This window comes from Lysinibacillus sp. BSL11, from assembly GCF_052928325.1.
On sequence record NZ_JAVGCX010000001.1, the window covers coordinates 389,260 to 415,960 of the forward strand.

General features: G+C 39.0%; 22 protein-coding genes and 1 other annotated feature. Of the genes, 4 read left to right on the forward strand and 18 right to left on the reverse strand.

All coding sequences use genetic code 11. The features are described from left to right. Positions 1 to 31: 31 nt before the first annotated feature. From RCJ95_RS01980 to RCJ95_RS01995, 4 genes are all read right to left on the reverse strand, one after another. The gene (locus RCJ95_RS01980) at positions 32 to 2,227 is read right to left on the reverse strand and encodes a RelA/SpoT family protein (protein ID WP_048392114.1); all 2,196 of its coding nucleotides are present in this window, start codon (positions 2,225 to 2,227) and stop codon (positions 32 to 34) included. 205 nt (positions 2,228 to 2,432) lie between these two features. After that, on the reverse strand, positions 2,433 to 3,347 hold the full coding sequence (locus RCJ95_RS01985) for a pseudouridine-5'-phosphate glycosidase (RefSeq protein ID WP_257520248.1): 915 nt from the start codon (positions 3,345 to 3,347) through the stop codon (positions 2,433 to 2,435). 4 nt (positions 3,348 to 3,351) lie between these two features. Beyond that, positions 3,352 to 4,443, reverse strand: coding sequence for a carbohydrate kinase (locus tag RCJ95_RS01990; protein WP_446721834.1), 1,092 nt, complete (start codon positions 4,441 to 4,443; stop codon positions 3,352 to 3,354). A 114-nt stretch (positions 4,444 to 4,557) separates the two neighbouring features. Continuing rightward, positions 4,558 to 5,808: an MFS transporter gene (locus tag RCJ95_RS01995; protein ID WP_446721835.1), complete on the reverse strand. Its 1,251-nt coding sequence runs from the start codon at positions 5,806 to 5,808 to the stop codon at positions 4,558 to 4,560. Between the two features lie 184 nt (positions 5,809 to 5,992). On the opposite strand from RCJ95_RS01995, the gene RCJ95_RS02000 reads away from it, so the two are divergent. Continuing rightward, on the forward strand, positions 5,993 to 6,451 hold the full coding sequence (locus tag RCJ95_RS02000; protein ID WP_221679937.1) for a MarR family winged helix-turn-helix transcriptional regulator: 459 nt from the start codon (positions 5,993 to 5,995) through the stop codon (positions 6,449 to 6,451). 39 nt (positions 6,452 to 6,490) lie between these two features. Here RCJ95_RS02000 and RCJ95_RS02005 read toward each other — a convergent pair whose 3' ends face one another. The 8 genes from RCJ95_RS02005 to RCJ95_RS02040 form a co-directional block, all read right to left on the reverse strand. Next, entirely contained in the window at positions 6,491 to 7,003 is a 513-nt protein-coding gene (locus tag RCJ95_RS02005; protein WP_221679935.1) for an adenine phosphoribosyltransferase, read from the reverse strand. A 35-nt stretch (positions 7,004 to 7,038) separates the two neighbouring features. Further along, positions 7,039 to 9,357: a single-stranded-DNA-specific exonuclease RecJ gene (gene recJ / locus RCJ95_RS02010; RefSeq protein ID WP_446721836.1), complete on the reverse strand. Its 2,319-nt coding sequence runs from the start codon at positions 9,355 to 9,357 to the stop codon at positions 7,039 to 7,041. Positions 9,358 to 9,498: 141 nt separating this feature from the next. Further along, positions 9,499 to 10,290, reverse strand: coding sequence for a tryptophan synthase subunit alpha (trpA, locus tag RCJ95_RS02015; protein ID WP_221679931.1), 792 nt, complete (start codon positions 10,288 to 10,290; stop codon positions 9,499 to 9,501). Then, complete coding sequence (trpB, locus tag RCJ95_RS02020; protein WP_221679929.1) at positions 10,287 to 11,498, reverse strand: tryptophan synthase subunit beta; 1,212 nt, start codon at positions 11,496 to 11,498, stop codon at positions 10,287 to 10,289. The genes trpA and trpB overlap by 4 nt, the downstream gene beginning before the upstream one ends. Then, positions 11,498 to 12,112, reverse strand: coding sequence for a phosphoribosylanthranilate isomerase (locus tag RCJ95_RS02025; RefSeq protein WP_221679927.1), 615 nt, complete (start codon positions 12,110 to 12,112; stop codon positions 11,498 to 11,500). The genes trpB and RCJ95_RS02025 overlap by 1 nt, the downstream gene beginning before the upstream one ends. After that, positions 12,109 to 12,900, reverse strand: coding sequence for an indole-3-glycerol phosphate synthase TrpC (gene trpC / locus RCJ95_RS02030; protein ID WP_221679925.1), 792 nt, complete (start codon positions 12,898 to 12,900; stop codon positions 12,109 to 12,111). The genes RCJ95_RS02025 and trpC overlap by 4 nt, the downstream gene beginning before the upstream one ends. Continuing rightward, complete coding sequence (gene trpD / locus RCJ95_RS02035) at positions 12,900 to 13,928, reverse strand: anthranilate phosphoribosyltransferase (RefSeq protein ID WP_221679923.1); 1,029 nt, start codon at positions 13,926 to 13,928, stop codon at positions 12,900 to 12,902. The genes trpC and trpD overlap by 1 nt, the downstream gene beginning before the upstream one ends. A gap of 5 nt (positions 13,929 to 13,933) precedes the next feature. Next, on the reverse strand, positions 13,934 to 15,256 hold the full coding sequence (locus RCJ95_RS02040) for a chorismate-binding protein (protein WP_446721837.1): 1,323 nt from the start codon (positions 15,254 to 15,256) through the stop codon (positions 13,934 to 13,936). A 99-nt stretch (positions 15,257 to 15,355) separates the two neighbouring features. Continuing rightward, positions 15,356 to 15,592: a binding site (T-box leader), on the reverse strand. Between the two features lie 321 nt (positions 15,593 to 15,913). On the opposite strand from RCJ95_RS02040, the gene RCJ95_RS02045 reads away from it, so the two are divergent. Then, a complete protein-coding gene (locus tag RCJ95_RS02045; protein ID WP_221679919.1) occupies positions 15,914 to 17,602 on the forward strand; it encodes a methyl-accepting chemotaxis protein in 1,689 nt (562 codons plus the stop codon). Positions 17,603 to 17,705: 103 nt separating this feature from the next. Here RCJ95_RS02045 and secDF read toward each other — a convergent pair whose 3' ends face one another. Continuing rightward, a complete protein-coding gene (secDF, locus tag RCJ95_RS02050; RefSeq protein ID WP_221679917.1) occupies positions 17,706 to 19,973 on the reverse strand; it encodes a protein translocase subunit SecDF in 2,268 nt (755 codons plus the stop codon). A gap of 346 nt (positions 19,974 to 20,319) precedes the next feature. Further along, complete coding sequence (locus tag RCJ95_RS02055; RefSeq protein WP_221679915.1) at positions 20,320 to 20,628, reverse strand: post-transcriptional regulator; 309 nt, start codon at positions 20,626 to 20,628, stop codon at positions 20,320 to 20,322. Between the two features lie 93 nt (positions 20,629 to 20,721). Here RCJ95_RS02055 and RCJ95_RS02060 point away from each other — a divergent pair, with 93 nt between their 5' ends. Next, the gene (locus RCJ95_RS02060; RefSeq protein ID WP_048395180.1) at positions 20,722 to 22,239 is read left to right on the forward strand and encodes a putative polysaccharide biosynthesis protein; all 1,518 of its coding nucleotides are present in this window, start codon (positions 20,722 to 20,724) and stop codon (positions 22,237 to 22,239) included. On the opposite strand, the gene RCJ95_RS02065 is transcribed toward RCJ95_RS02060, so the two are convergent. After that, positions 22,236 to 22,871, reverse strand: a complete 636-nt coding sequence (locus RCJ95_RS02065; protein WP_221679913.1) for a DUF421 domain-containing protein — start codon at positions 22,869 to 22,871, stop codon at positions 22,236 to 22,238. The genes RCJ95_RS02060 and RCJ95_RS02065 overlap by 4 nt on opposite strands. Before the next feature lie 138 nt (positions 22,872 to 23,009). On the opposite strand from RCJ95_RS02065, the gene RCJ95_RS02070 reads away from it, so the two are divergent. Continuing rightward, on the forward strand, positions 23,010 to 23,861 hold the full coding sequence (locus RCJ95_RS02070) for a polysaccharide deacetylase family protein (RefSeq protein ID WP_221679911.1): 852 nt from the start codon (positions 23,010 to 23,012) through the stop codon (positions 23,859 to 23,861). A gap of 73 nt (positions 23,862 to 23,934) precedes the next feature. On the opposite strand, the gene yajC is transcribed toward RCJ95_RS02070, so the two are convergent. From yajC to queA, 3 genes are all read right to left on the reverse strand, one after another. Next, complete coding sequence (gene yajC / locus RCJ95_RS02075) at positions 23,935 to 24,201, reverse strand: preprotein translocase subunit YajC (RefSeq protein WP_004226696.1); 267 nt, start codon at positions 24,199 to 24,201, stop codon at positions 23,935 to 23,937. Between the two features lie 253 nt (positions 24,202 to 24,454). Then, on the reverse strand, positions 24,455 to 25,600 hold the full coding sequence (gene tgt / locus RCJ95_RS02080; RefSeq protein ID WP_016991901.1) for a tRNA guanosine(34) transglycosylase Tgt: 1,146 nt from the start codon (positions 25,598 to 25,600) through the stop codon (positions 24,455 to 24,457). A 57-nt stretch (positions 25,601 to 25,657) separates the two neighbouring features. Further along, a complete protein-coding gene (gene queA / locus RCJ95_RS02085) occupies positions 25,658 to 26,698 on the reverse strand; it encodes a tRNA preQ1(34) S-adenosylmethionine ribosyltransferase-isomerase QueA (RefSeq protein WP_221679909.1) in 1,041 nt (346 codons plus the stop codon). Positions 26,699 to 26,701 lie beyond the last annotated feature (3 nt).

The following is a 26,701-nucleotide window of genomic DNA, read 5'->3' on the forward strand; positions in this document are numbered from 1 at the left end:
TACTAAACCCCAATTCTATATTGCCTATCCATTAGTTAATGACACGTTGCACCGAATAAATATCAGGTGTTTGTTTAATTCGCTCAACTACTTTATGCAAATGTGAAATATTTGAAATAGAAATTGTTAAATGAATTGTTGCCATTTTATCACGGTCAGCACGACCACTTACTGCTAAAATATTCGTTTTCGTTTCACTAACAATTTGCATGATTTCATTTAAAATGCCAGGTCTATCAAAGGCTGACACTTCAATATCAACAGGGTATTCCTTTTTCTCAGGAATGACACCATGCTCCCATTCCACTTCAATTAAGCGCTCCTGCTCATCCTCAATTTGAATATTTGGACAGTCCTCACGATGGACAGAAACACCTCTACCCTTCGTAATAAAACCTACAATATCATCCCCAGGAACAGGCGTACAGCAGCGAGAAAGTCGAATGAGCATATTATCAATACCCTTTACAATAACACCCGATTCCGTACGTTTTTGTGGAATTGGATTTTTCATTTTTTGTTCAATTTTCTCTAGTGCTTCTTCCTGCTCACGTTCTTTGCGACGTTTTTCAGCTAAACGATTTACGACCTGTTGCGCAGTAATACCATTCACACCAACCGCGGCATACAGATCTTCTTCATTCGTATAGTTAAATTTGTCGCATACCCGTTTTAGGTTTTCGGAGGACATCGTTTCCTTTAAATCGAAATCCTGAGCACGGATTTCTTTTTCAATCATTTCTTTACCTTTGACAATATTTTCTTCACGCAGGTGTCGTTTAAAGAATTGCTTTATCTTATTCTTCGCCTGCGAGGATTGAGCTATTTTTAGCCAATCGCGACTCGGACCAAAGGATTGTTTCGAAGTTAAAATTTCAATGATATCACCCGTTTTTAATGGCGTATCAAGCGGTACCATCTTCCCATTGATTTTCGCTCCAATCGTACGATTTCCCACTTCGGAATGAACACGGTAGGCAAAATCAATAGGAACAGAACCTGCTGGCAATTCAATGACATCGCCTTCAGGTGTAAAGACATAAACCATATCAGAAAATAAATCAAATTTTAAGGATTCCATAAATTCTTCTGCGTTGGAAGATTCATTTTGGAACTCTAAAATTTCACGGAACCACGTTAATTTTTGGTCGACATTTTGCTTTTGATGATCAACGTTTTTGCCTTCTTTATATGCCCAGTGCGCCGCAATCCCGTACTCTGCAATTTTGTGCATTTCCTTTGTACGAATCTGTACCTCCAACGGATCACCATAAGGTCCAATAACAGTCGTGTGTAGAGACTGGTACAGGTTTTGTTTTGGCATAGCAATATAGTCTTTAAAGCGTCCTGGCATTGGTTTCCAAAGTGTATGCACAATCCCTAATACGGCATAGCAATCTTTAATACTATCGACAAGAACACGAATGGCTAATAAATCATAAATTTCATTAAACTGTTTCTTTTGTAACACCATTTTTCGATAGATACTGTAAATATGTTTTGGTCGACCATAGACATCTGCGTCAATTTCAACCTCATTCAGTTGTGATTTCATCTCAGCCATCACATTTTCTAAATAAGCTTCACGTTCATCACGTTTTTTCTTCATTAGACTGACAATACGATAATATTGTTGTGGGTTTAAATAGCGCAGTGCTGTATCTTCAAGCTCCCATTTTACAGTCGAAATTCCAAGACGATGAGCAAGTGGTGCAAAAATCTCGAGCGTCTCTTTTGAAATGCGTCGTTGCTTTTCAGCAGGTAAATGCTTTAACGTACGCATATTATGAAGACGGTCTGCTAGCTTAATGAGGATGACACGAATATCTTGCGCCATAGCCACAAACATTTTCCGATGATTTTCTGCCTGCTGCGCCTCTTTTGATAAATATTTAATTTTCCCTAGCTTGGTAACACCATCAACAAGCACGGCTACCTCTTCGCCAAATTCACGTACCAAATCATCCCGTGTAAAATCCGTATCTTCGACAACATCATGTAAAAAACCTGCCGCTACAGTTTCTGGGTCCATTTGTAATTCAGCTAGAATACCTGCTACTTGTACTGGGTGAATAATATACGGTTCACCTGAGCTACGGAATTGCTCAATATGGGCATCCCTTGCTAATTCATATGCTTTTTTCACGAATGCGACATTTTCATCATTCATGTAGGATTTGACTAACTCAAAAACGTCCTCAGGAGTCAAAATTTGCTCTTTCGCCATAACATGTCCACCTTGCTCGTCAAATTTTTCAGATTAGATATAAACTTTATTGTATAAAATATAGTGGTCTATTGTAAAGAGACTGTATCATTTAGTTTAGTTAATCTCGTGAACAGTTCGAAAAATGGAAAAAATATTCTTCTTTTTAATAAAAAAGACCCTCTGCGACTTCACGTCACAAAGAGTCCTTGTTTCGACAAATTGATTAATGTAATTGATTGTAAGCTACAGCAATTTTCGCGCCGACTACTGCATTGTTTTTCACTAATGCAATGTTGGCATCAAGACTTTTACCTTCTGTTAATTCTTTAACTTTGCCAAGTAAGAATGGTGTAACGTTTTTACCTTGAATGCCATTCTCTTCTGCTTCAACTAAAGCTTTTTCAATAATGTTTGTAATAAATGCATGCTCTAATGCTTCCGCCTCAGGAATTGGATTTGCGATGACAGCGCCACCTTTTAAGCCTAATTGCCATTTCGCAGATAGCATTGCTGCAATTTCTTCTGGCGTATCTAATTGGAAGTTTACATCAAATCCACTTTGACGTGTGTAGAATGCTGGCAATTCATTCGTACCATAACCAACCACTGGCACACCTTTTGTTTCAAGATATTCTAATGTAAGACCGATGTCTAAAATAGATTTTGCACCCGCACAGATAACGGCAACATTTGTTTGTGCTAATTCTTCTAAATCAGCAGAGACATCCATTGTTGTTTCCGCACCACGGTGTACACCACCAATACCACCTGTAACAAAGATTTCAATACCGGCAAGCTCTGCACAGATCATTGTCGCTGCAACTGTTGTAGCACCTAATTTTTTCGTTGCTAGTAAGTAGCCTAAGTCACGACGTGAAGCTTTTGCAACACCTTGAGCATTACCGAACATTTCAAGCTCTTCATCTGATAGACCAATTTTAATTTTTCCATCAATTAATGCAATTGTTGCTGGGACTGCACCATTATCGCGAATAATTTGCTCAACTTCACGCGCAGTTTGCACGTTTTGTGGGTATGGCATACCGTGTGAAATAATTGTTGATTCTAATGCAACGATTGGTAGACCTTTTGCTTGTCCTGCTTTTACTTCTTCTGATAATACGATGAAATCTTTCATGTTGTTATTCCTCCATTTCATTTTTCAACAAATCTACTGATAATTCAGGTCTTACTGTATAAGGAGATGCCAATGTATTTTTTGCATTGGTTAATCCAGCATCAATACATGTCTCAAAAGATTGTCCAGTCAGCCAACTGTGTATGACAGCGCTGACAAAGGCATCTCCTGCTCCTGTCACATCTTCAATTTTGTCAATTACTTTAGCGGCAAAATGACGAGGGGCAATCGTTGTAGACTCTGCATAAACGCCCTTGCTGCCAGCCGTGATAATGACATGCTCCGCACCTAATTGTAGGAGCTGTTGTAAAGCTTTTTCATAATGGGTAGCGTTTTCAATTTTATGTCCAACAATCGTTTCCGCTTCATCTGTGTTACAAATAAACCAAGTTACGCCTTGTAATGTTTCAGGTAGTCGATTCATTTTGGGCGAAGATACTGGCACAATGACAAGTGGAATATCACGAGCAATGGCTACTTGCTGGATATACGCTACTGTTTCTTTTGGGCAGTTTAAATCCAAAATAAAACAGCCCGCGTTTACAAGCATTGTTTCATGTTTTTTCAACAAGGTAGGTAACAGAAGGTCGTAAACCTCCATATTTGCTACAGCTAGTGCTAGCTCACCTTGTTCATCCATGATGGCAGTATAAGAGCCTGTAGTAGCCTCTGCAAGCTGCTCTACATAACGTAGATTCATAAAGGATTCCGAAGCCTCTTGGATCACTTGCCAATCAGCATCCTTACCTGCCGTTGTCAGTAACGTCACTTGGTGGTTTAATCTGCCTAAGTTTTCAGCAATATTTCGACCAACACCACCTACACTAAAGGAAGAACTGGCTGGGTTAGATGTTCCAAATTGAACATTGCCCTTGACATGGAATTTGCGGTCTAAATTAGCTCCACCGATGCAAATAATTTCATTTTCTTCGGGTAATATATAAGCACGACCTACAATTTTTCCTTGCTTCGTTAAACTAGACACTAAATTAGCAAGCACAGGACGCGACAGATTCATTGCATCTGCCATTTCTTGCTGAGACATAAACGGATTCTGGCGAATTAAAGCAAGCACCGCCTGTTCTCTTTCATTCATAGCATCACCTTTTATTATATTTGTTTATATTATAAACTTTTGTTTGTGCTATGTCAAAAGATTCTTTATTAAAAAAGTTGAACCTCATCTTACCGAGGTTCAACTTATATTTGTTTATGCTGGCTGAGGTGTTTGTTTTTTAACAATGATAACGAATAAGCTGGCCATTGCACAAAACATTCCTGCAAGGAAAAAAGCCCATGTATAAGAGTTAAAAAGTTTATAAATTAGCCCTCCACCATACGCAGCAACCGCCGCTCCTGCTTGATGTGAAGCAAATATCCAGCCGTAGATAATACTGCTTTTTTGCATACCAAAAATTTGTCGTGTCATACTGATGGTTGGTGGCACTGTAGCAATCCAATCTAGTCCGTAAAAGATCGTGAAAATCGTTAATAAAACAAATGATCCTTGTGCGAGTGCGTAGGGAAGCAATAATAGAGATGCGCCTCTTAACAGGTAATACCAAAACAATAACCACCGATTATCGAAGCGATCAGATAACCAGCCAGACGCAGTTGTACCTAATAAATTAAAAATGCCCATAAAAGAAAGGAATGATGCGGCAGTGACTAAAGGAACGCCAAAGCTAATACAATAAGAAACAAAATGAGTACCAATTAATCCGCTTGTCGATAGCCCACAAATAAAAAAGCTACCTGCTAAGAGCCAAAATGCTTTAACCTTAATCGCCTCAAATAAACCTTTAAAAGCCATAGCTATTGGATTCTTCTTTTGCTGTATTGGTTGTTCCTCTATAGCCTCCTCTTGTCCATAAGGAGTTAATCCTATATCCTGAGGTCTATTTCTTATAAAAAGTGCAATCATGAAAAGCATTATGATACTAAGGAGTAGCATTAATGTGATGGCCCATCGCCAAGAATAGTGTTCAATAATGATAGCTAGAACTGGTAATAAAATTAACTGGCCCGTGGCTGTACTTGCCGTTAAAATACCAACCGCTAACCCTCTACGTTTTACAAACCAATGATTCGCCACATATGGGCTAAGGACAGTTAAAAAAAGACTTGCCCCAAGACCAATAATGCCACCCCAAATAACGATTAGCTGCCAGGATTCACTCATCAAAAATGTTAAAGTCATTCCTAATACTAAAGTTGCCATGGCACCTAGCATCATTTTCTTTAAGCCTATAACTTCAAGCAACGCAGCCATAAATGGTCCAGATATGCCATATAAAAACAAACTTACAGCAAAAGCTAATGCAATAGTTGAACGATCCCAGTGAAATTCTTTTTCAAGAGGTTCGATAAACACGCCAGATGATGACATCGTAATCCCTGCGACAATTATCGAGAAAAATGTGACGATTAAAATAAACCAACTATAATGAACACGCTTCACCTCAACACCTTCTTTTCTTTGATAGACTACAAAACATGTATATACATGTTTAAGTCTGCTTATTTCATTTATATGTATATACATGTATAATCATAGTAATCGTTCATAAAGCTGTCAAGAAGGAATTTCTAGTTATTGGGTGTATACTTATAGTTAGTAGAATCCCCTTAAAGGAGTACTGTCGATGAAGAAACAACTTAAAGATATTGATTATACACAAATTTGTGTTTGTGCAAACCTTAGAAAAAAAACAAGGGTTGTCACGCAATTATATGATAAATTGCTACAGCCTACTGGTTTAAAGGTTACACAATATTCGATGCTTGCTCATATCGACCTTCAACAAGCTGTCTCAATCAGCCGTTTAGGTGAAATTTTGCAACTCGATCAAACCACTGTAACACGTAATATTAATCTATTAAAGCAACATGGCTATGTTGAATTAAAACGAGATACAAATGATGCTCGCACAAAAAAAATTACGCTCACTGAAAAAGGATTAGAAAAGTTGCATGAAGCCGCACCTATTTGGCAAGGCATTCAAGATAGAATTATCGAGGATATTGGAACCGAAAAATACGCAGATTTCTACGATACATTGCGAACAATGCAAAAAATTATTCAAGCCTATGACGAAGTATAAAAAAAGCGCCTACAGTGTAGGGCGCTTTTTGCAATGATCTTAATATTGAATAAGTGTTTTAATATTTAAATCGCCAAGCTTTTCGCGACCATTTAATTCTTGAAGTTCGATTAGGAATGCGCAGCCTACTACCTGACCACCTAATTGTTCTACTAAACGCACTGTTGCTTCAACTGTTCCCCCAGTTGCTAGTAAATCATCACAGATTAACACCTTTTGACCAGGCTTAATCGCATCGTGATGCATTGTTAATGTATCTTTTCCATACTCTAAACCATAGTCGGCACTAATAACCTCTCGCGGTAATTTACCTGGTTTACGAACAGGTGCAAAGCCAATTTCAAGTGCATAAGCTACTGGGCAACCGATAATAAACCCACGAGCTTCAGGTCCAACTACAATTTCTGCGCCTACTTCTTTAGCATATTCTACAATTTGATCTGTTGCATATTTGTAGGCAGGCCCATTATCCATAATTGTCGTAATATCTCTGAAAGTAATGCCTTCTTTTGGCCAGTTTTCAACCGTTGTAACGTATTGCTTTAAATCCATGTTCTTGCTCCTCCTACGAAACGTTATACGTCCGTTTATGTTAATCGTTCATCAAACCAATGTTTTAATTCTATATAAGGAGCATAAACAAGCTTTTGCTCCATTTCAATCTGTTCTGAACGTTGTTTGTAAGACGGTGCCTCTGTTAGTGCTTGTTTTGGAGCATTCACGTTGACAGTCGTCAGTCCACACTCCATTTTAACAAAATCAAGCTCAAAAAACACCTGTGTCATAAATTTTAATGTATCTAATGGCCACCCCGTATGCTTCGCTAAATCTGCGATATGCATATCAAGCGGAAAGGCTGGTCGATTTTTCAAGAACTTATAATACCAAGCAAATTGCTCACGAGTAGGTAGACCACTGAAGTATTGCGAGTCAGGCATATAAAAATGAGCATAAATACGTGAAGGTGCTGTCTTCTGTAAAACGTCCTCTAGCTTTTGAACATTGTGTGGCAAGTCTAAGAGCACGATGTAATCACTTTGTTCAATATTTGAAAGGACTGGGTCAACCAGTGTAATAGGTGCACCGATTAATGATTGATAATAGGTCATCGTTTCTGGACGAAAGGCGATAAACCGAGCCACGTCCTTCGGTACCGTATTCAGCCATCGAGCTGTTTGACGGATACCACGAATATCAAATAACTGCCATTCTGTAGTTTGGACATCCTCGATCATAAATTGGGCTTTTTTACGTCCCTGCCATTCGTTAATTTGCAAATCGCCTATAAAGGAAACTTTGATGCCATACGTTAATTCATCATGTAAATGCCCTTTGTTAAAACCAACACTATCCAATTTGTCATAGCCGTTTGTTATTTCCATTTTAATATGATTCTCGCCCGCTCCAATTTTACGCATGGAGGCGATTTCTACATCCTCCAGCACATACACAGGTTTAGGAAAATCTGTGCCAAATGGTCCTAGTGTTGAAATTTCCTCAATAGCATCCGCTGAAATTTCGTCTATGCTGAGCGGTATATCAATATGCACTACAGGTGTTAATTGCTCCTCTGTTAAACAGGCTCTTGCTTGAGCATCTAGGCGAGTACGTAGTTCATCCACATGCTCTAATGATAAGGTCATACCTGCAGCCATAGGATGTCCACCAAAATGCGGTAAAATATCTCGATTTTTAGCTAGTTCATTATATAGATGAAAACCTTCAATACTTCGAGCAGATCCTTTTGCTATGCCCTTTTCGAGATCAAGTGACAGCACAATCGTTGGACGGTAATACAGTTCAACGAGACGTGATGCTACAATTCCTACAACACCTGCGTTCCAGCCCTCGCCAGCAACAACAAGAACTAAGGAATTGCCGATTTTTTCATCTGCTTCAATCAGTGCGATGGCTTCATCTGTAATACTTTTCACAATATCTTTGCGCTCGGTATTGCAGGCATTTAGCTTTTTTGCCAATGCAGTTGCTTTAGCATTATCCTCCGCCATTAATAATTCGACACCAGGAGCTGCTTCACCTAGTCGACCAACAGCATTCAATCGTGGACCAAAATAAAAGCCAATCGTTTCTTCTGTAATTTTCGTCTGCTCTGTACTGGCTATGTCACACAACGCTTGTACCCATGGGCTAAGAGAACGACGCATTTCTTGTATGCCCCGCTTCACGAGATAGCGATTTTCGTCCACCAACGGAACCAAATCTGCAACAGTGCCAATCGCCACAAATTCTATTAGATGGCTTGGTAGTTCACCATAAAGAGCATGTGCCAGCTTAAAGGCAACCCCTACTCCTGCTAGCTCGCCAAATGGATATTGCCCTTCTGGTATTCGGGGATGAAGGATAATATCTGCTGGTGGCAGCTCCTCACCTGGCTCATGGTGATCTGTCACAATGACATCCATACCAAGCTCCTTCGCTACTCGAATAGGCTCAATACCAGATATACCATTATCCACTGTAATGATTAACTGTACACCCTCTTCATAGGCCTCCCGAAATAGGGCTTCATGCGGACCATAGCCATGGATAAAACGATTCGGAATTTTAAAGGAGACGTCTGCTCCAAGATCTAGTAAAACATGTAACATAACGGTTGTGCTTGTCACACCATCGGCATCATAATCACCATACACTAAAATTTTCTCACCATTTTCTAGTGCTTGTTCAATTCGTGCTACCGCTTCAGCCATACCATGCATAAGAAATGGGTCATGGATATTTGCCTCAGTCATATTTAATAAGCTTTCTGCCTCAGCCGTTGTTTCGCAGCCTCGTGCTGCTAAAATTTTTGCTGCAATCGCAGAAAGTTGTAAGTCATTTTGTAATGCTTGTACAAGTGTTGCGTCAGGACGCTCCACCTGCCATCTTTTTTTCGATAGAATCATCTTCTCACTTCCTTACGAAAGCTATTATACCGAATTTCTATAGGTTGCGCACTATCCGTTAGATTGATAGTTTTATCCATCACTTTTTAATTTTTATCTGTCACTTTCTCATTTCTTTCATCATTTAAAAAGCCTACTCTTCTAAAGAGTAGACTTTTCTAACATACCTTTCGAGGCGGCTACTAAGGCTTCCACCGTTGCCAAATCTCCTTCGTGTAATGCTGTAACAATGGCACTACCAACAATTACACCATCTCCCAAAGCTCCCATCTTTTTCACTTGCTCAGGTGTCGAAATACCAAAGCCTGCAAGCACAGGGATTGGACTTGCTTGACGTAAGCTTGCAAAATGCTGTTCTAAATTATTGGCAAAACGCGATCTTGCTCCTGTGATCCCATTCACGGTCACTGCATAAACAAAGCCCTGACTAACTGCTGCGATACGTGCTATACGCTCTGGAGGGCTTGTTAATGAGACGAGTTGTACCATATCAATGCCATATGGATTTAGTGCCTCACGTAACAACTCGCTCTCTTCCAATGGAACATCTGGTACAATTAATCCCTTAACTCCCCCAGCTATACAGGCTTGCGCAAAAGGCTTTAAGCCATATGCTAATACTGGATTGAAATAAGTCATGACTACGATAGGCACTGTTATTTCATCTCTAAATGACGCGAGTGTTTGCAACACGCTTCTTAATGTCACACCAGCTGCGAGTGCACGTTCTCCTGCTCGTTCGATCGTTGGACCATCAGCGACAGGATCTGTAAAAGGAATCCCTACTTCAATAGCTGTTACCTCTAATTGCTGCAGTTTTAAGATAGTCGGCTTAATGGTCTCTAGCCCTCCGTCACCTGCCATGATATAAGGTATAAAAGCCTTATGACCTGCAGCTTTTGCCTGTTCGATCGCTTGCTGTATAGTTGTCATTTAACATCCCCTCCTAGTGCTGCTCGAACTGTGTGAACATCTTTATCTCCTCGACCAGATAAGCACACAACAATGATTTGATCTTTTGCCATGGTCTTTGCAAGTTTAGCCGTATAAGCAATGGCATGAGAACTTTCAAGTGCAGGCAGTATCCCTTCCGTTCGGCTTAATAATTGTAGTGCCTCCAGTGCTTCAGCATCTGTGATGGAGTCAAATTGCGCTCGACCAATATCATGTAAATAACAATGCTCTGGTCCTTTCCCTGGATAATCTAACCCAGCTGAAATAGAATGTGCTTCTTGGACAAAGCCGTTTTCGTCCTGTAATAAATACATGTAGGCGCCATGTAATACACCTAATTGTCCACCTGCGATGGCCGCAGCATGTTTCCCAGTTTCAAGACCACTTCCTGCTGCCTCAATACCGTATAAGGCAACTGATTCATCATCAACGAATGGGTGAAACATACCGATTGCATTACTGCCACCTCCAATACAGGCAACAACTGCATCTGGTAAACGCCCCTCTTTTTGCACGATTTGCTTTCTTGTTTCTAACCCAATAACACGCTGAAAGTCCCGAACAATTTTTGGAAATGGATGAGGACCTAAGGCAGAGCCTAAAATATAGTGGGTATCTTCAACATTTGTCACCCAGTAACGTAGTGCAGCGTTCACAGCATCCTTTAATGTTTTAGAACCACTTTCCACCGATTGAACCTTTGTGCCAAGCAACTCCATACGAAAGACATTTAACTGCTGACGTTTGATATCTTCTGCTCCCATAAAAACAACACATTCTAAATTTAATAATGCACATGCAGTAGCCGTTGCCACACCATGCTGACCAGCACCTGTTTCAGCAACGATTTTCTTTTTACCCATGCGTTTGGCTAGAAGAGCTTGCCCAATCGCATTATTAATTTTATGTGCACCTGTATGGTTTAAATCTTCACGCTTTAAATAAATCTTTGCTCCATCTAGCGCCTTCGTTAAATTTTCTGCGTAATAGAGCGGTGTTTCGCGGCCAACATAGTCTTCTAAATAATAGGACAGCTCCTCTGTAAATGCAGGGTCTAGTAATGCTTGCTCATAAGCAGCTTCTAATTCAAGCAAGGCTGTCATTAATGTTTCTGGCACAAACCGACCGCCAAATTGCCCAAAACGCCCTTCATTTGTCGGTACACTATTTGCGATTGATATTCCCATCATCTGCTCCCCCTCTTTACTGCCTGTAAAAAACCTTGTATTTTGGTAGAATCCTTGCTTCCATCTGTTTCCACACCACTCGAAACATCCACCATAAAAGGCCCAACATCTGTAATGGCCGCTTCAATATTGTCTACATTGAGACCACCCGCTAATAGTAATTTTTCTTTGGGAATCCCTACTTGCTCAAGGAGTGTCCAATCAAATGTGTGACCACTTCCGCCTTTAAACTCTGTACCAGGCGCGTCAAATAAATAATAATCTACCTGATAATTGGCAGCCGCTTGAACATCCTCTTTTTCTCGTATCGATAATGCCTTTATGGCGGGATAACCTTGCTCCTGAATAAATGCTGGCGTTTCCTCCCCATGATATTGCACATAATCTAAGGGCACCCGCTCTACTGCTTCCTTTAATTCGGCTGGCGTTGGATTCACAAAGACACCTATTTTTAAAACGCCTTGTGGTACATGCTTCGCTAACAGTTGGGCTTGTTCAATGGATACACGGCGTTTACTCGGTGCAAAAACAAACCCTATAGCATCTGCACCAGCATGAATAGCTGTTTTGACATGTTCTTGCTCCTGTAGACCACAAATTTTGACCTTTGTCATACCGATGCCCCCTCTTTACTTACTTGCAAATCCCGTAGTGCTTGCCCAGCATCTCCACTCCGCATTAAAGTTTCACCTACCAGGACACCACTAGCCCCCATCGAGGCTACTAGCTTCGCATTGTCTCTCGACCATATGCCGCTCTCACTAATTAATACTCGATTCTCATTAAATGGAAACACATTAGCAATTTCTCTGGTACGCTCTAGGCTTACTTCAAAGGTACGTAAATCTCGATTATTAACGCCAATTAACTTTGCATCTACTGCAAGAGCGCGTTCTAGCTCCTTACAATCGTGTACTTCCACTAAAACTTCTAGGCCTAAGCCTGTTGCATAGCTATATAAATCACGTAAGGCATCATCTGTCAAGGCTGCCACAATTAATAAGATAATGGATGCACCTGCTGCTTTGGCAAATCGGATTTGCACTCGATCAATCATAAAATCCTTACAAAGAAGTGGCGTATCTACTGCACCAGCAACTGCTGCTAAATCTTCAAAGGAGCCTTTAAAAAATTCCTTGTCTGTTAAGACCGAAATAGCTGCTGCTCCTGCTAGTTCATAGACTTGTGCTTGAGCAACTGGGTCTGCTCCGCCAGCTATTAATCCTTTCGAAGGCGAAGCACGCTTCATTTCAGCAATGACTTGCAATGTATGGGCTTGACGCAATGATTCAATGAGCGAGCGACGTGGCGTTTCTGTAAAGTTTGCTAAAGGATCTGGCTGCTCTAATAAAGCACCTACCTCAATCTTTTTTTGCTGTAAAATTTTATTGAGTATATTCATTATCCAACCTCCACTTCTTTAATTTGCATGCTAAACGTTACAACCGCCTCTAATTTTTGTTGTGCTCTCCCGCTAAAGATACTTTCCTTTGCCATGGCTACACCCTCTTTGATGGTTTCCACTAGACCATAGCCAAATAAGCCGATGCCAGCATTTAATAGAACTGTATCTAAATAAGGACTCTGTTCCCCAGCCAATATTTTTTGCATTATCACCGCATTTTCATCTGCATTGCCACCACGGATGGCCTCTAAAGGGGCCATTTGAAGACCGACATCTTCTGCGGTTAGGGAAAAGGGAATTAGATCTCCTTTATCTACTAAAACCAATGTATTTTGACCTGCTAATGAAGCCTCGTCTAAGCCTTGTGGTCCTGAGACGACAATGGCTCGCTCACGTCCAAGCATTTGTAAGACTGAGGCATATTCCATGACAAAATTCGGTCGATTAATGCCTGTAAATTGTGTGGATAATGGGACCGGATTTGTTAAAGGGCCAACAAGATTAAAGATCGTCGGTTTTCCTAATGAACGGCGAACTTCACCAATTCTCTTTAATTTCGGATGAACATTCGGTGCATAAATAAAAGCGATTCCCTCTCTCTCTAGCAAATGGGCTGTTTGTGGGATAGAAATAGCTGTATGAATACCTAGTGCCTCTAACACATCTGAGCTACCAGAGGAGGAAGAGATTTTACGGTTCCCATGCTTGGCAATTTTGACACCTGCCCCAGCTAACACGAAAGCAGAAGCTGTACTGATATTAAAAGTATGAAGACCATCTCCACCTGTACCGCAATTATCCATATAGCTACCTTCTTTTACAGCTATATCAAGAGCAAAAGATCGCATAATAGTTGCTAATGCGGCTACTTCATGTGCAGTTTCTCCCTTCGCAGCTAAAGCTGTTAAAAAGCTTGCTATTTCTTCCTTAGGAGTATCATCTTGAAATAACCATTGCGCTGCCTGTAGCATTTCTTCGTACATGAGATGTGTTCCCTGCAGTACTTTCCTTTGTAATCGTTCCATTAGTTTTACCCCCCATTGTTCACTAGTAACTGTAAAAATGCCTGTTCTTCCTCTTGCACTTGATGTAATACGTTTTGCACATTTGTATATTTGGTAACAGTTATTGTTGCTTGCAAATGCATTGTATCCTGCTTAACTACAATAGATTGACCTGTTAAGGCAAAATCCAAATGACCATTAAATCCAATAAAGCCGAGAGCACCAAAATTACCAGCTGTATGCGGAAGCTTTGGAGCTGAAAGTGGTGATATAGTTGCTGCTAAAACATCAAGGGCATGAAGCATTGGTAAAAGCTTTCCTTCCACCCTAGTCGTCATGTGCAGTGCCTTTTTGGACCGCTGGATACGTATAGCCTCCATGACCTGAACAGAATCTCGAAAACAAACCGACTGTAATTCTTGCTGAATAGCCCTAACAAGAACTGCATGTGATTGTCTAATGCCTTCATGGTTATATAATTTGCGTTCATTTTCTAGGTCTTCATTTTTTGTTTCCCCTCGCGGATATGCTCCCTCTGTAGGAGTCGCAATAACGCTTTCACCTTTTACTCGTATTAGACTTTCAGGAGAAGTACCTAATACAACATGATCCTCAAATTCTATATAATACATATAGGCTGCAGGCTTTTTTTTGCGTAGCTGTCGATACAGAGCCAACGTATCGCCTTGAAAATTTGCTACATTTAGATTCGGCAAAACCACCCTTGTTATGTCATCATGTAAGTTGGCTTGCATTGTCTGTAAAACCGTTGCAAATGATTCATTTGTTGTAGCATCAAGCGGTTGATAACGATAAGATGCTTCGTCACTGATATGCCCGTTTACTATTTGTTGAGCCAAATCTTCCAAATCAGGTTCTTGCTTTTCTGCATCTATAGTTGTATGAATCAATGTCACTTCATCTGTTTGATGATCGAATACAATAATCGTTTCATAGACATGAAAATGAGCATCAGGCAGTTCTATTTTTTTATCTACGAACATCGTTGTACCGCCAAAGCCTATATATCCAACGGCACCACCTGAAAATGGAAATTGTGTCGTATTGGAAATACGTGGCATGAGGCGTTTAAGAAGAACAAAAAGCTCCCCTTGATGCACGTATGTTTTTCCTGTTTTATAGGAAACCTCTTGGATTTCTTGACCCACACCTGTATATGTTTTTCGTGGATTAGCCCCAATAAAGGAAAACCTTCCAGCTCCTTCATGTTGAGCAGAACTTTCCAATAAAAATTTATGTTTTCCCTGTAAACGCCTAAAAATCAAAATAGGTGTTAAAGAATCGCCATTGATCGTTTTCATTTTTGTTCTTGAACTCGTTATTTGCATAGCTACTTTGCTCCTTTTTCAAAGATTCCTTTAGCTAATGTCTAGACGAATGCTGCATGAAAATAAAAAAGCCCTCTGCAAAAAGGATTATTCCTAATTGCAGAGGACGATTATGACCGCGTTGCCACCTCATATTAGAGCATATGCTCTCACTTTTGTGCTTTATGGGTATGGTAAACCATACCTTGAAAGCACCCCTATAACGTGGGGAATCACGTTCGCTTTTTTATAAGCGACTCTCATAAGTCCATTCACATAAGCTGTAAATCAGTTTACACCAGCCACTGACTCTCTTTATTACACACTTAGGCTACTACTCTTATTCAACAATTTCTCAGCTATTCTCATCTAAACTCAGCTCATCTGTTCTGCGGCTGACCTCGCTCCCGAGACCTTCTACCTTGACCGAACAAAAAGTTAGCCTTAATTCTATGCCAATCCAATACTATTGTCAATCAATTCTGACGAAAAAAGTTAAAATTCCTATTTTATCAGCAGAATCAAAAAGTAGGTATATTATCCTTCTATAAAAACTTATTGGAGAATAAGATTTCCTACGATTGAAAATTCCTTGACTATTGACCATGTAAATATATCAAGTTATAGTAATTTCAGAACATCAATTTTTTCCATATAATAAAAGAAAGTAGGAAGTTTATGTCCGTTCGCAAAAAATTAAATATAGGATTCATTTCCTTAACATGTTTACTTTTTATCTCAAGCATCGTATCATTTATTCAATTTAAAACAACACAGAATGATTTAGAAGAAGTATTGAAGCATCGGATGGTGCAAATCCAATTAACAGATAAAATCCAACAACAACTTGCGTCTCAAGGTTTATTTTTACGCTCCTATATTTTAAATAAGAAGGACGAAACAGCTAAGGCCAATTTAGAGCGCTATGAAAAGTTGTTACCTGAAACAGTTCATGAACTTTCTACTATTGTTCGATCAGATTATACAAAAAATATTATGCAGCAAATCACGGAATTGCAAAAAGAGTTACTATCAAATTCACAGAAAGCTTTACAAGCGTTTAATAGTGGCAACACCGATCTAGCACTCTCTATCATCAATAATGATGTTACAAAATACAATAAGGACATTTTTAAGTTAACAACTGAATTATTAGCTTATCACTATGAACAGCTTCAAAATGTTGACCAATCTGTTAATCAAACCGTTTCACGCGCTATTATCATTGCTATTAGCCTTCTCCTTGCAAGTATTATTATTGGTTTATATTTTATGCATATGGTCAAAGCCTCCATTGTCCTGCCCCTACGCAAGGTTATTGGAGCAGCAGATACATTAGCACAAGGTGATTTAACAATTGCTGAGCTTGACCATCAATCAAAAGATGAGATCGGTACACTTGCAAATGCAGTCAATACATTAAAACAAAATCTAGCTGGTTTAATGACTAACATACAAGATAGTGCATCCCATTTATCGGCCGTTTCAGAAGAGCTTTCTGCTAGTACTGAAGAAGTAACCGCAACTTCTGATAATATTGCTCAACGAATTCAAAATAATGTAACACATATCACTTCTTCTGCTAGTGCCTCTCAGCAAAGTGCTGTGGCAATGGATGAAACTGCATCAGGGGTCCAACGCATTGCGGAGGCGACTCAAAGTCTTCATCATAATGCAGAAAATCTGACTCAGCTTGCCCATACAGGTGGTACAACGATTGCAACAGCAAAAGAACAGATGAATATGATCGCACTAGCAACTTCTGATATTGCAACATTAACGCAAAAACTAAGTAAGCAATCAGAAGAAATTGGACAAATTACAACAGTGATTACAGCTATCTCAGCACAAACAAATTTACTGGCACTAAATGCTGCCATTGAAGCAGCAAGAGCAGGAGAACACGGGAAAGGCTTTGCAGTCGTAGCAGATGAGGTACGAAAACTTGCTGAGGAATCGAATCAATCTGCCAATCAAATCGTTGCTATTACAAAAGAAATTCTAACAGATACGCAAAATGTAGCAGCATCAGTAGACAATGGTTTAGCTTCTGTAAAGGACGGCGTAGCCAAAATTCATGAGGCTGGAGATGCTTTCTATTCCATCACCTCTGCTGTTGCTGCATTCACAGAGCAAATTGAAGAAATTTCTGCCACATCTGAAGAAATCTCTGCTAGTGCAGAGCAGGTTGCAGCTTCTGTTACGGAAATTGCCAATGTTTCTAACGAATCAGCAACGAATTCTCATATGATTGCAGAATCTGTTGACGAGCAAGTTGCGACCATGCAGCAGGTAAATACTGTCGCAGAAGAATTAAGTGAAAATGCGCAACAGCTACAAGGCTTAATCCAGCAATTTAAACTGTAAATACTATATGAAAAATCTGCTGCTTTTTTAAAAGGCAGCATTTTTTTGCATGAAAAAAGCAGAGAATAGAAAACCATACGTTTCCCATTCCCTGCTCACTATCTTATACAGTAGGTTCGTCTGTACCCCATTGTTTTTTCTCTTTTTTGTGTAGCTTTCCATCTGTTTTTTTCATTTCACGAATTTTTAATGAATACCAGATTTGAGCTGCGATACAGATTGAAGAATACATACCTGTAATCAAACCAATCAATAACGCGATAGAGAAGTTTTGAATAGATGGTGCACCAAAAATTAATAGGGCTACAACAACGATAATTACAGTTAATACTGTATTAACCGAACGACCCATTGTTTGACGTAGCGATTTATTCACGATATTCGCCAATACTTCACGGTCATTAATGGTATCATAGCGATTTAAGTTTTCCCGCATACGGTCAAAGGTAACGATCGTATCATTGATGGAATACCCAACAATTGTTAATACAGCTGCAATGAACGTAATATCTACTTCTAAACGCATGAAGCTAAAGACCGCAACGATTAAGAATACATCATGTAATAATGAAACAATTGCACCAATTCCCATGCGCCATTCAAAACGAATTGCCACATAAATGATGATCCCTATTGCTGCAAGAGATAAAGCCTTAATCGCATTTTTTACAAGCTCCTTACCAACTGTAGGCGATACGGTACTTACCGCTGGTTCATGACCATATTTTTCGCCAGCTTCTTTTTTAAATTCTATAATTTCTGCTTGTGTAAGGTCATCTTTATAGCGAATGACTGCTGTATTACTTTTATCACCAGAGAGTATGATATCCTCTGATGAAAAATCAATACTATCTAGATATTTGGATACTTCTTCTTTTGTTAATGTTTGATCAGATTCAATTTGGACACGAGTACCGCTTGAGAAATCAATACCTAGGTTGAGGCGGAAAATGCCAAGAACCACTAAACCAGCCACTAAAATGGCTAATGAGAATGTATAGAATTTCTTACGGTTATGAACAAAGTCAAATCGATCGAATTTCGTTGATAAATCTAATGTACCAATATTTTCATCTAGACTATGCTGTTTGGATTTTGCAATACCAAACCATGCTGGACTGTTGAAATAGCCACTGTTAACAAGTAGTCCTAATAGGACACGTGAGCCCCAAACTGCTGTTAAAAAGCTCAATAAAATACTAATAATTAATGTTGTAGCAAATCCTTTAACAGAGCTTGTTCCCCATTGGAACAATACTGCTGCAGCTAATAAAGTTGTCAACTGCGCATCAATAATGGCGGATAAAGATTGTTTAGACCCAATTTGGAAGGCTTGTTTAACGGAATAGCCTACTCGCAGCTCTTCACGAATACGTTCAGCCGCTAAAATATTGGCATCTACTGCCATTCCTATACCAAGAACAATGGCTGCAATACCTGGGAGCGTTAATACCGCATTAATCCAGTCAAAGACCACTAATACTAGGAAGGTGAACACAGCCAATGTAATAATGGAAATAAAGCCTGGTAAACGATAGTAGAATAGCATAAATAAGAAAATAACTACTACGCCGACAATACCAGCAAAAATCGTACTTTTCAGTGCTGCATCACCAAATTGAGCACCAACAGAAGTTGAGTAAATTTCATCAAGCTTCACTGGTAATGCCCCTGCATTTAAAATATCTGCTAAATTTTTTGTTTCTTCAACAGAGAAATTACCGCTAATCATAACATCTGTTGTATTTAATGTTTGACTAACAGTTGCTGCCGATGCATAGCGAGGCTTTGCCTTTTGTGATTCCGCTTTATAGGAATCGACTCCCTCTTCAAAGTCTAACCATACAACCAATAAATTTTGACCTGCGGGTTTTGCTGCTATTTTACTTGTTATATCAGCAAATTTTTTGGCATCTTTTAAAGTTAAGGATACAATCGGACGATTTTGTTGGTCAAAAGAGCCTTTAGCACCGTTTGCTTTCAAATCGTCTCCATCTAATAATAAATTATCATCAACATCACGGAATGTTAAATTCGCAGAAGTAGACAGTAACTTTCGTGCCGATTCCTGATCCTCAACACCAGCTAATTGCACGCGAATACGATTTTTGTCCTCAACCTGAATACTCGGTTCACTAACCCCCATCGTATTTACACGTTCACCAAGTGCAGTGGATGTTGCAGTGACAATTTCTGGTGTGATTTTTTGTCCTTCTTTTAATTCATTTACCTCGTAAAGCACTTCAAACCCGCCCTGTAAGTCAAGACCAAGCTTGATGTCCTTTAAGACGCCGTTTACAGTCGTACTAATACCTGCTGCCAATAGCACGATAATCAGTAGGAATGCAACTATACGACTTTTTAGTTTCATTAATAAATCCTCCTCGAATTGGTGTAAGGGCTGTCCTTACACGCCAAACAAGTAACTAGCAATACCTTTTGAAACGTTTAATCCTCCTTTTCATCTAGAATCGTGTTACCTGTGCTTCAAAAAGGTTGCTTTACTTAATTCAATCGTTCATAACGCGCAAGTTTATCTTAGTATTATTAGATACTAGTCTTCCAAATGTCAATAAAATCATAAGTGACTTATGTAAGTAAGAACTTATTCAAAATAAAAAAAGCGCAACACACTTATTATGAAACAGGTTGCGCTTTGTGTCAATTCAACACGTATAGGATTCTTTGAAATCTTGTAAGATTTGACACATCATTGATTACGTTCTGACTGGACCAAGCAGTAATTGTAACTCGTCTGTATTGACTTCTTCAAACCAATTATTACTTTGTAAAAACTCTACTTGATTAAATGAGACGATATCAGATGGTGATACTGAAAAAATGGTAGAAATGACTTCATGTAAACGTAGTTGCTCAATTTTCTTTTTACGCCATTTTTTTTCAATACAGTAGCGCCAGAGTTCTTCGGCTGTAATAGCATTATATTGATAATGCTGGAACTCTGCTATCTTACTATCAATTGCCGGACGAATCTGTTCAAATAGTTGCTCATATTGCATACTCATTTTGAATCATCTCCAATCAAAGTCGTAACGTAAGACATGCTTGCATACAAATAGTGTAAATGAATTTTTGCGGCTTGAGAAGGGACGGATGGCATGAGTTCTTTTGTACGAGGTACATTATTTTTAATGTTTGTGATTTTTTTATCTAAACTTTTTGGCTTCTTTTATAGAATGCAATTTATGCGGATTGCTGGTGAAGAGGCTGTCGGTATTTATATGACCGTCTATCCAGCGTTTATTTTCTTCATCTCACTCATTCAACTAGGACTACCTATCGCTGTGGCTAAAATAGTGGCTGAACTACTAGCAAAAAATAAACGTGAGAACATCTTTGGTGTCATGCGTACAGCCATTCTTTGGTCATTCATTGGCATGATCATTTTTATGCCACTCGTTGCACTAACAATACCATATATTTCAACAACTCTATTACATAATGAACAGACAACATTTACATTATGGATTGCACTCTTTGCTGTACCAGTATCAGTTGGATCTGGCTTATTACGTGCCTATTTACAAGGTGTTGCTAAGATAACACCGACAGCATGGGCACAAATGATCGAACAAATTGTACGTATTAGCTTCATTACTTTGATGCTACCCTATGTGGCTAATTACAATAATGCTGCTGTCACGGCTGCGGCGGCAATGGGCATTACACTGCTAGCCGAAGTTGTAGCATTCTTGTATTTATGGCTACACTATATCGTTTCCAAAAAGAAATTACTGACACGAAAAACTAAAATTGAAGGGTATCCTGCATCACCAATGTTGCGTATTGCCCTTCCCTCTGCAGGCAGTAAGCTTTTTGGTTCTTTCACTTGGTTTTTAGAGCCGATTATCTTTTTAAAAGCTTTGACTGTGGCCGGTTTAACCGCCTCTGCTGCCACTATTTTATATGGTGTCATCTCCGGTGTTTTGGTGCCATTACTGTTATTTCCAGCGTTTGTATCAACAGCCTTATCGATTGTGCTCATTCCAGCTGTTAGTGATGCCGTCGCTCGTCAGCACACCCCGCTATTACAGGAACGAATTTCGGTGTCCCTAAGATTGTCTTCGCTAGTGGGGTGCTTTGCTGCTACGTATTTCTTTGTTCATGGAGATGAATTAGCTATGAAGCTTTTCCATTTAGAAGAAAATCGTGGGTACGTTAAAATTTTAGCACCTATTTTTTATTTTTATTATATTCAAAGTCCTCTACACTCCATCTTACAGGCAATTGGTGAGGCAAGAGCTGCCATGATGAACTCCATCTATGGTGGGCTAGGTAAACTTTTCGTGATGTTTGTACTTGCCTCTCAACCAGGTATCCAGGAAAAAGGAGCCGTTGTAGCTATTGGCTTTGGGGTATTACTAACGTCATTCTTGCATATTGCAACAGTTAGACAACGTAAAAACCTGCGCGCTGGCTTCAGAATGTTTGTTGTGCCTTATAGTTGTTTTATTGCTGTTTGCGTCGCCCAGTATTTCCTTATTCCAATACTATCCCTACCATTTATTTTAAGTAGTGGTGTGACATTATTTTTGCTATTTACCTTTTTATTATTTACCAATCAGTTGCGTATTACAGATTTCCGTTACATTAAAAAATTGGCGAAGAAAGTCTAGGATTCCTTTAATTGAATATGCAGCTTATTGTCTTCCCAAATACAAAAAAATACTGTTTCACTGTCAGTAATATTATTTTTTGCTAGCTCATCCATTAGCCATTCCACATCTTTATGCATAGTAAATAAATGTCTTTCTTGAATATCACCGTCGATAATCAAGGGATACACAAAGGCTTTTTCATCTTTTTTATAGACAGAAAGATTGCCTGAAGGCTCTAAATACGCAAACGCTACATCTGTCACAGATGCAATTCCGTTTTCTCGTAATTGCTGACATAAATCATCTAAATTATAGCGGTGTTTTCTCATCTCGCTCTCTAAAATAACACCGTCTTTTACTAATAAAGCAGGGTCACCATCCACTAGGTCACGTATTTTTTTGAACTTTAATGACAAAAAGGCACTTAATATTTGAATAAAGAGCAAAATAATGATAGGTAGTATCGCATTAAAGAGAGGATTTTTATAATCGTCTAGCGCAAAGGCTGCTACTTCTGCAATTAATACAAATACGACCAAATCGATGACTGATAATTCACCTACTTCTCGTTTACCCATTAAACGGAAAACGATGATGATAAACACATACAAAAAGCAAGTTCTAAAAATAATATGGTAATATTCTTCCATATAAACACCCCCATACTATCAAGGTGACCTTACTTATTGTTTTTTATACAGTTTTCAAGGAATAGTCCCTACTTGTTCGTACACACTAACATAGAACTTAGATGCTTATCACAATAAACATGCAAACAAGGTGAGGACATGATAAAAAAAATAATTGTTTTCGTTTTTGTTTATATCCTTTTTCTTATTAGACCTTATCCTATTTACGGGTATCAAGAACAGGAAATACCTATTCTTATGTACCATCATTTAGAGGACAATATAAACAACACTACAGTTATTTCACCCAAAAACTTCGAAAATCAAATGAAATTACTTAAAATGGAAGGCTATCAGGCCATTTCTGCTCAGCAATTATATGATTACTTAAACGACCAAGCACCGTTACCTCAAAAGCCAGTGTTAATTACTTTTGACGATGGGTATTTTAGTAATTATGAAAAAGCTTACCCGATATTGAAAAAATATGATATGCATGCAGAAATCTTTGTGATTGCAAGCCGAATCCTAGAGATGAATGGAAACAATCACTATCCAAATGAAACTGCAAAGATGAATTGGGATCAATTAAAGGAAATGAAGGATTATATTACAATCCAGAGTCATACTTGGGACTTACATTATAAATTACCTTCAAAAAATGGTAAACTAAATGGCGCAGTATTTGGTCCTGGTATTGTGAATGGGCAACTAGAGAGTCAGGTTGAATATGAAGAAAGGGTAAGAAATGACTTTATTCATTCAAGAAAAATAATCAAAGAAAAGTTAGAATATGAACCAATAGCAATAAGCTATCCTTATGGGATTTATTCACCCTCCACCATCAAATTAGCCAAGGAAGCTGGCTTTAAAATGGCCTTTGTCATACAAAATAAACATGTGAAAAAAGGCGATTCCCTATTTACATTAAGCAGAATAACGATTAATGGCAATGATACTGGTGAGGCATTCATTCATAAATTAAAAACTGCAACTGCAAAAAACATCTAAACACAGCCATCCAATATTGTATAAAAAAGACTTACAATATAGCTATCGCCTATTGTAAGCCTTTTCTTCTTTGTTACTGATTGTCATTGACAATTCGTCCAATTGCTTGACGGTCAAATTTCACTCGTACATTGTCAGCAATTTTTAATGTCACTGCTGTGTCTTCAATTGCATCAATAACACCGTGTAAACCACCAATTGTAATGACTTTATCTCCACGTTGCAAACTACTTTGCATATTTTGTGTTTCCTGCTGTCTTTTTTTAGCTGGACGGATTAAGATAAACCACATTGCAACGAACATTAATAATATTGGTGCTAATCCTAATAATTGATCCATAATAGCATCTTGCCCCCTTTCCAAATCTCACTTTTTTAGTATAGACTATTCCACCATTAAAAAGCGATGGACAAGCCCAAAAATTTTCTCAATTACTAATATTTTTTCTATGATTGACAATATTTTGCTAGAAATATTCACTTTTTACAAAGTTTTGAATGATTTGCAAAACTATTGCTATTGATGATGGACATTAGGGAATGCCTAATGTCCTTTTTTAATTTAGCGCATGTAATGATCCTATTTGTCTAGTTTAAAAGTTTTTTGCATCTGGCCCATTAAAGCCGTATTTTTCAAAGAACTCTTCACGGAAATCACCAAGACGATCTTGACGAATTGCCTCACGCACTTGCTCCATCAATTTTAATAGGAAGTGTAGATTATGATAGGATGTTAAACGAATACCAAACGTTTCTTCCGTGCGAATAAGGTGACGAACATAGGCACGAGAATAATTTTTACATGTATAGCAGTCACAGTTCGGATCAATCGGCCCAAAGTCACGTGCATATTTTGCATTTTTCACTACTAGACGTCCTTCTGATGTCATCAGTGTTCCATTACGTGCAATACGTGTTGGCAGTACACAGTCAAACATATCAATACCGCGAATTGCCCCATCAATTAAAGAATCTGGTGAGCCAACACCCATTAAATAACGAGGTTTATTTTCAGGCATCATTGGCGTAGTAAATTCTAAAACGCGGTTCATCACATCTTTCGGTTCTCCAACGGATAATCCACCAATTGCATAGCCTGGGAAATCTAGTTCTACTAACGCTTCTGCTGAGCGGCGGCGTAAATCTTCGTACTCTCCACCTTGAATAATGCCAAATAAGCCTTGCTCCTCTGGACGCTGATGTGCTTCCTTACAGCGTTTTGCCCAACGCGTTGTACGATCAACTGATTTCAGCATATAGTCATGTGTCGCAGGATATGGTGGACATTCATCAAAGGCCATCATAATATCAGAGCCTAAATCATTTTGAATTTCCATTGCCTTTTCTGGGCTCAAAAATAATTTATCTCCATTGAGGTGATTACGGAAATGAACGCCTTCCTCTTCGATTTTTCGGAATTGACTAAGTGAAAATACTTGGAAACCACCTGAATCCGTTAAAATTGGTCGATCCCAGTTCATAAATTTATGAAGTCCGCCTGCTTCTTTGACAATATCATTACCTGGACGAAGCCATAAATGGTACGTATTAGACAGAATAATACCGGCATTCATCTCTTTTAATTCTTCTGGTGACATGGTCTTCACCGTTGCTTGTGTGCCCACCGGCATAAATGCTGGTGTTTCAAAGGAGCCGTGTGGTGTATGAACGATGCCAAGACGTGCTCCTGTTTGTTTACATGTATGAAGTAGTTCATATCGAATTGCTGGTTGTGTCATAAAATAAATAATCCTTTCTTATCTGAAGTAAAAACAGTACTCCGATTTTATCCACTATTATTTTTTGGGACGTATAAACATTGCATCACCAAAACTAAAGAAGCGATATCTTTCTTCTACAGCTTGCTGATAAGCACTTAAAATGGTCTCACGAGTGGCTAGCGTACTAACAAGCATAACTAGTGTTGATTTTGGTAAATGGAAGTTTGTGATTAACCCATCCACCACCGTAAAATTGTAGCCTGGATAGATGAAAATAGACGTCCAACCTTGTTCTGCTCGCACTTCTCCCTCATATTTAGAACCAATTGTCTCTAATGTACGAGTAGAGGTTGTCCCAACAGCTATTACCTTGCCACCGTTACGCTTTACGCGATTAATTGTATCTGCTGCTTGTTCTGTAACACTATAGAATTCCGCATGCATTTCATGGTTCTCAATCGAGTCTACACTAACGGGACGGAAAGTGCCAAGGCCTACATGTAGCGTAATAAAGACAACCTCTACGCCTTTAGCCTTCACTTGAGCTAATAGCTCCTCTGTAAAATGCAGCCCAGCTGTAGGCGCTGCAGCAGAACCACGCTCTTTGGCATAAACGGTTTGATAACGATCCTTATCCTCTAGTTTTTCACGAATATAGGGAGGTAACGGCATTTCACCAAGTTGCTCTAAAATTTCATAAAAAATACCATCATACTGAAATTCAAATGTACGTCCGCCATGTTCAAGCTCACCTGTACATGTAGCTGTTAATAAACCGTCACCAAATGTGATGACTGTTCCTACCTTTACACGCTTTGCTGGTTTTACAAGTGTTTCCCACTCATCTGTACCAGCCATTTGCTTCAGTAGCAATACTTCTATATGTGCACCTGTTTCTTCTTTTACACCCATTAAACGAGCAGGTAAAACTCTTGTATCATTTAGTACAAGACAGTCTCCAGCATGTAGCTCGTCTAATACATGAGCAAAATGGTGGTGCTCCACTTTATTTGAGCCCGGTGTCACGACCATTAATCGACTCGCTGTACGATCGACTAATGGTGTTTGGGCAATAAGCTCCTCTGGTAATTCAAAATCAAAATCTTCTACACGCATGAA

Bases quoted from the DNA above. Each gene is read 5' to 3' on its own strand.
- RCJ95_RS01985 (WP_257520248.1), bottom strand. From the start codon at position 3,347: ATGAAAGATTTCATCGTATTATCAGAAGAAGTAAAAGCAGGACAAGCA.
- RCJ95_RS02065 (WP_221679913.1), bottom strand. From the start codon at position 22,871: ATGGAAGAATATTACCATATTATTTTTAGAACTTGCTTTTTGTATGTG.
- RCJ95_RS02045 (WP_221679919.1), top strand. From the start codon at position 15,914: ATGTCCGTTCGCAAAAAATTAAATATAGGATTCATTTCCTTAACATGT.
- recJ (WP_446721836.1), bottom strand. From the start codon at position 9,357: ATGATTCTATCGAAAAAAAGATGGCAGGTGGAGCGTCCTGACGCAACA.
- trpC (WP_221679925.1), bottom strand. From the start codon at position 12,900: ATGAATATACTCAATAAAATTTTACAGCAAAAAAAGATTGAGGTAGGT.
- RCJ95_RS02025 (WP_221679927.1), bottom strand. From the start codon at position 12,112: ATGACAAAGGTCAAAATTTGTGGTCTACAGGAGCAAGAACATGTCAAA.
- trpB (WP_221679929.1), bottom strand. From the start codon at position 11,498: ATGGGAATATCAATCGCAAATAGTGTACCGACAAATGAAGGGCGTTTT.
- RCJ95_RS02000 (WP_221679937.1), top strand. From the start codon at position 5,993: ATGAAGAAACAACTTAAAGATATTGATTATACACAAATTTGTGTTTGT.
- RCJ95_RS02055 (WP_221679915.1), bottom strand. From the start codon at position 20,628: ATGAGTATGCAATATGAGCAACTATTTGAACAGATTCGTCCGGCAATT.
- secDF (WP_221679917.1), bottom strand. From the start codon at position 19,973: ATGAAACTAAAAAGTCGTATAGTTGCATTCCTACTGATTATCGTGCTA.
- tgt (WP_016991901.1), bottom strand. From the start codon at position 25,600: ATGACACAACCAGCAATTCGATATGAACTACTTCATACATGTAAACAA.
- yajC (WP_004226696.1), bottom strand. From the start codon at position 24,201: ATGGATCAATTATTAGGATTAGCACCAATATTATTAATGTTCGTTGCA.
- RCJ95_RS01990 (WP_446721834.1), bottom strand. From the start codon at position 4,443: ATGAATGAAAGAGAACAGGCGGTGCTTGCTTTAATTCGCCAGAATCCG.
- RCJ95_RS02040 (WP_446721837.1), bottom strand. From the start codon at position 15,256: ATGCAAATAACGAGTTCAAGAACAAAAATGAAAACGATCAATGGCGAT.
- queA (WP_221679909.1), bottom strand. From the start codon at position 26,698: ATGCGTGTAGAAGATTTTGATTTTGAATTACCAGAGGAGCTTATTGCC.
- trpA (WP_221679931.1), bottom strand. From the start codon at position 10,290: ATGACAACTATACAGCAAGCGATCGAACAGGCAAAAGCTGCAGGTCAT.
- trpD (WP_221679923.1), bottom strand. From the start codon at position 13,928: ATGGAACGATTACAAAGGAAAGTACTGCAGGGAACACATCTCATGTAC.
- RCJ95_RS01980 (WP_048392114.1), bottom strand. From the start codon at position 2,227: ATGGCGAAAGAGCAAATTTTGACTCCTGAGGACGTTTTTGAGTTAGTC.
- RCJ95_RS02070 (WP_221679911.1), top strand. From the start codon at position 23,010: ATGATAAAAAAAATAATTGTTTTCGTTTTTGTTTATATCCTTTTTCTT.
- RCJ95_RS02005 (WP_221679935.1), bottom strand. From the start codon at position 7,003: ATGGATTTAAAGCAATACGTTACAACGGTTGAAAACTGGCCAAAAGAA.
- RCJ95_RS02060 (WP_048395180.1), top strand. From the start codon at position 20,722: ATGAGTTCTTTTGTACGAGGTACATTATTTTTAATGTTTGTGATTTTT.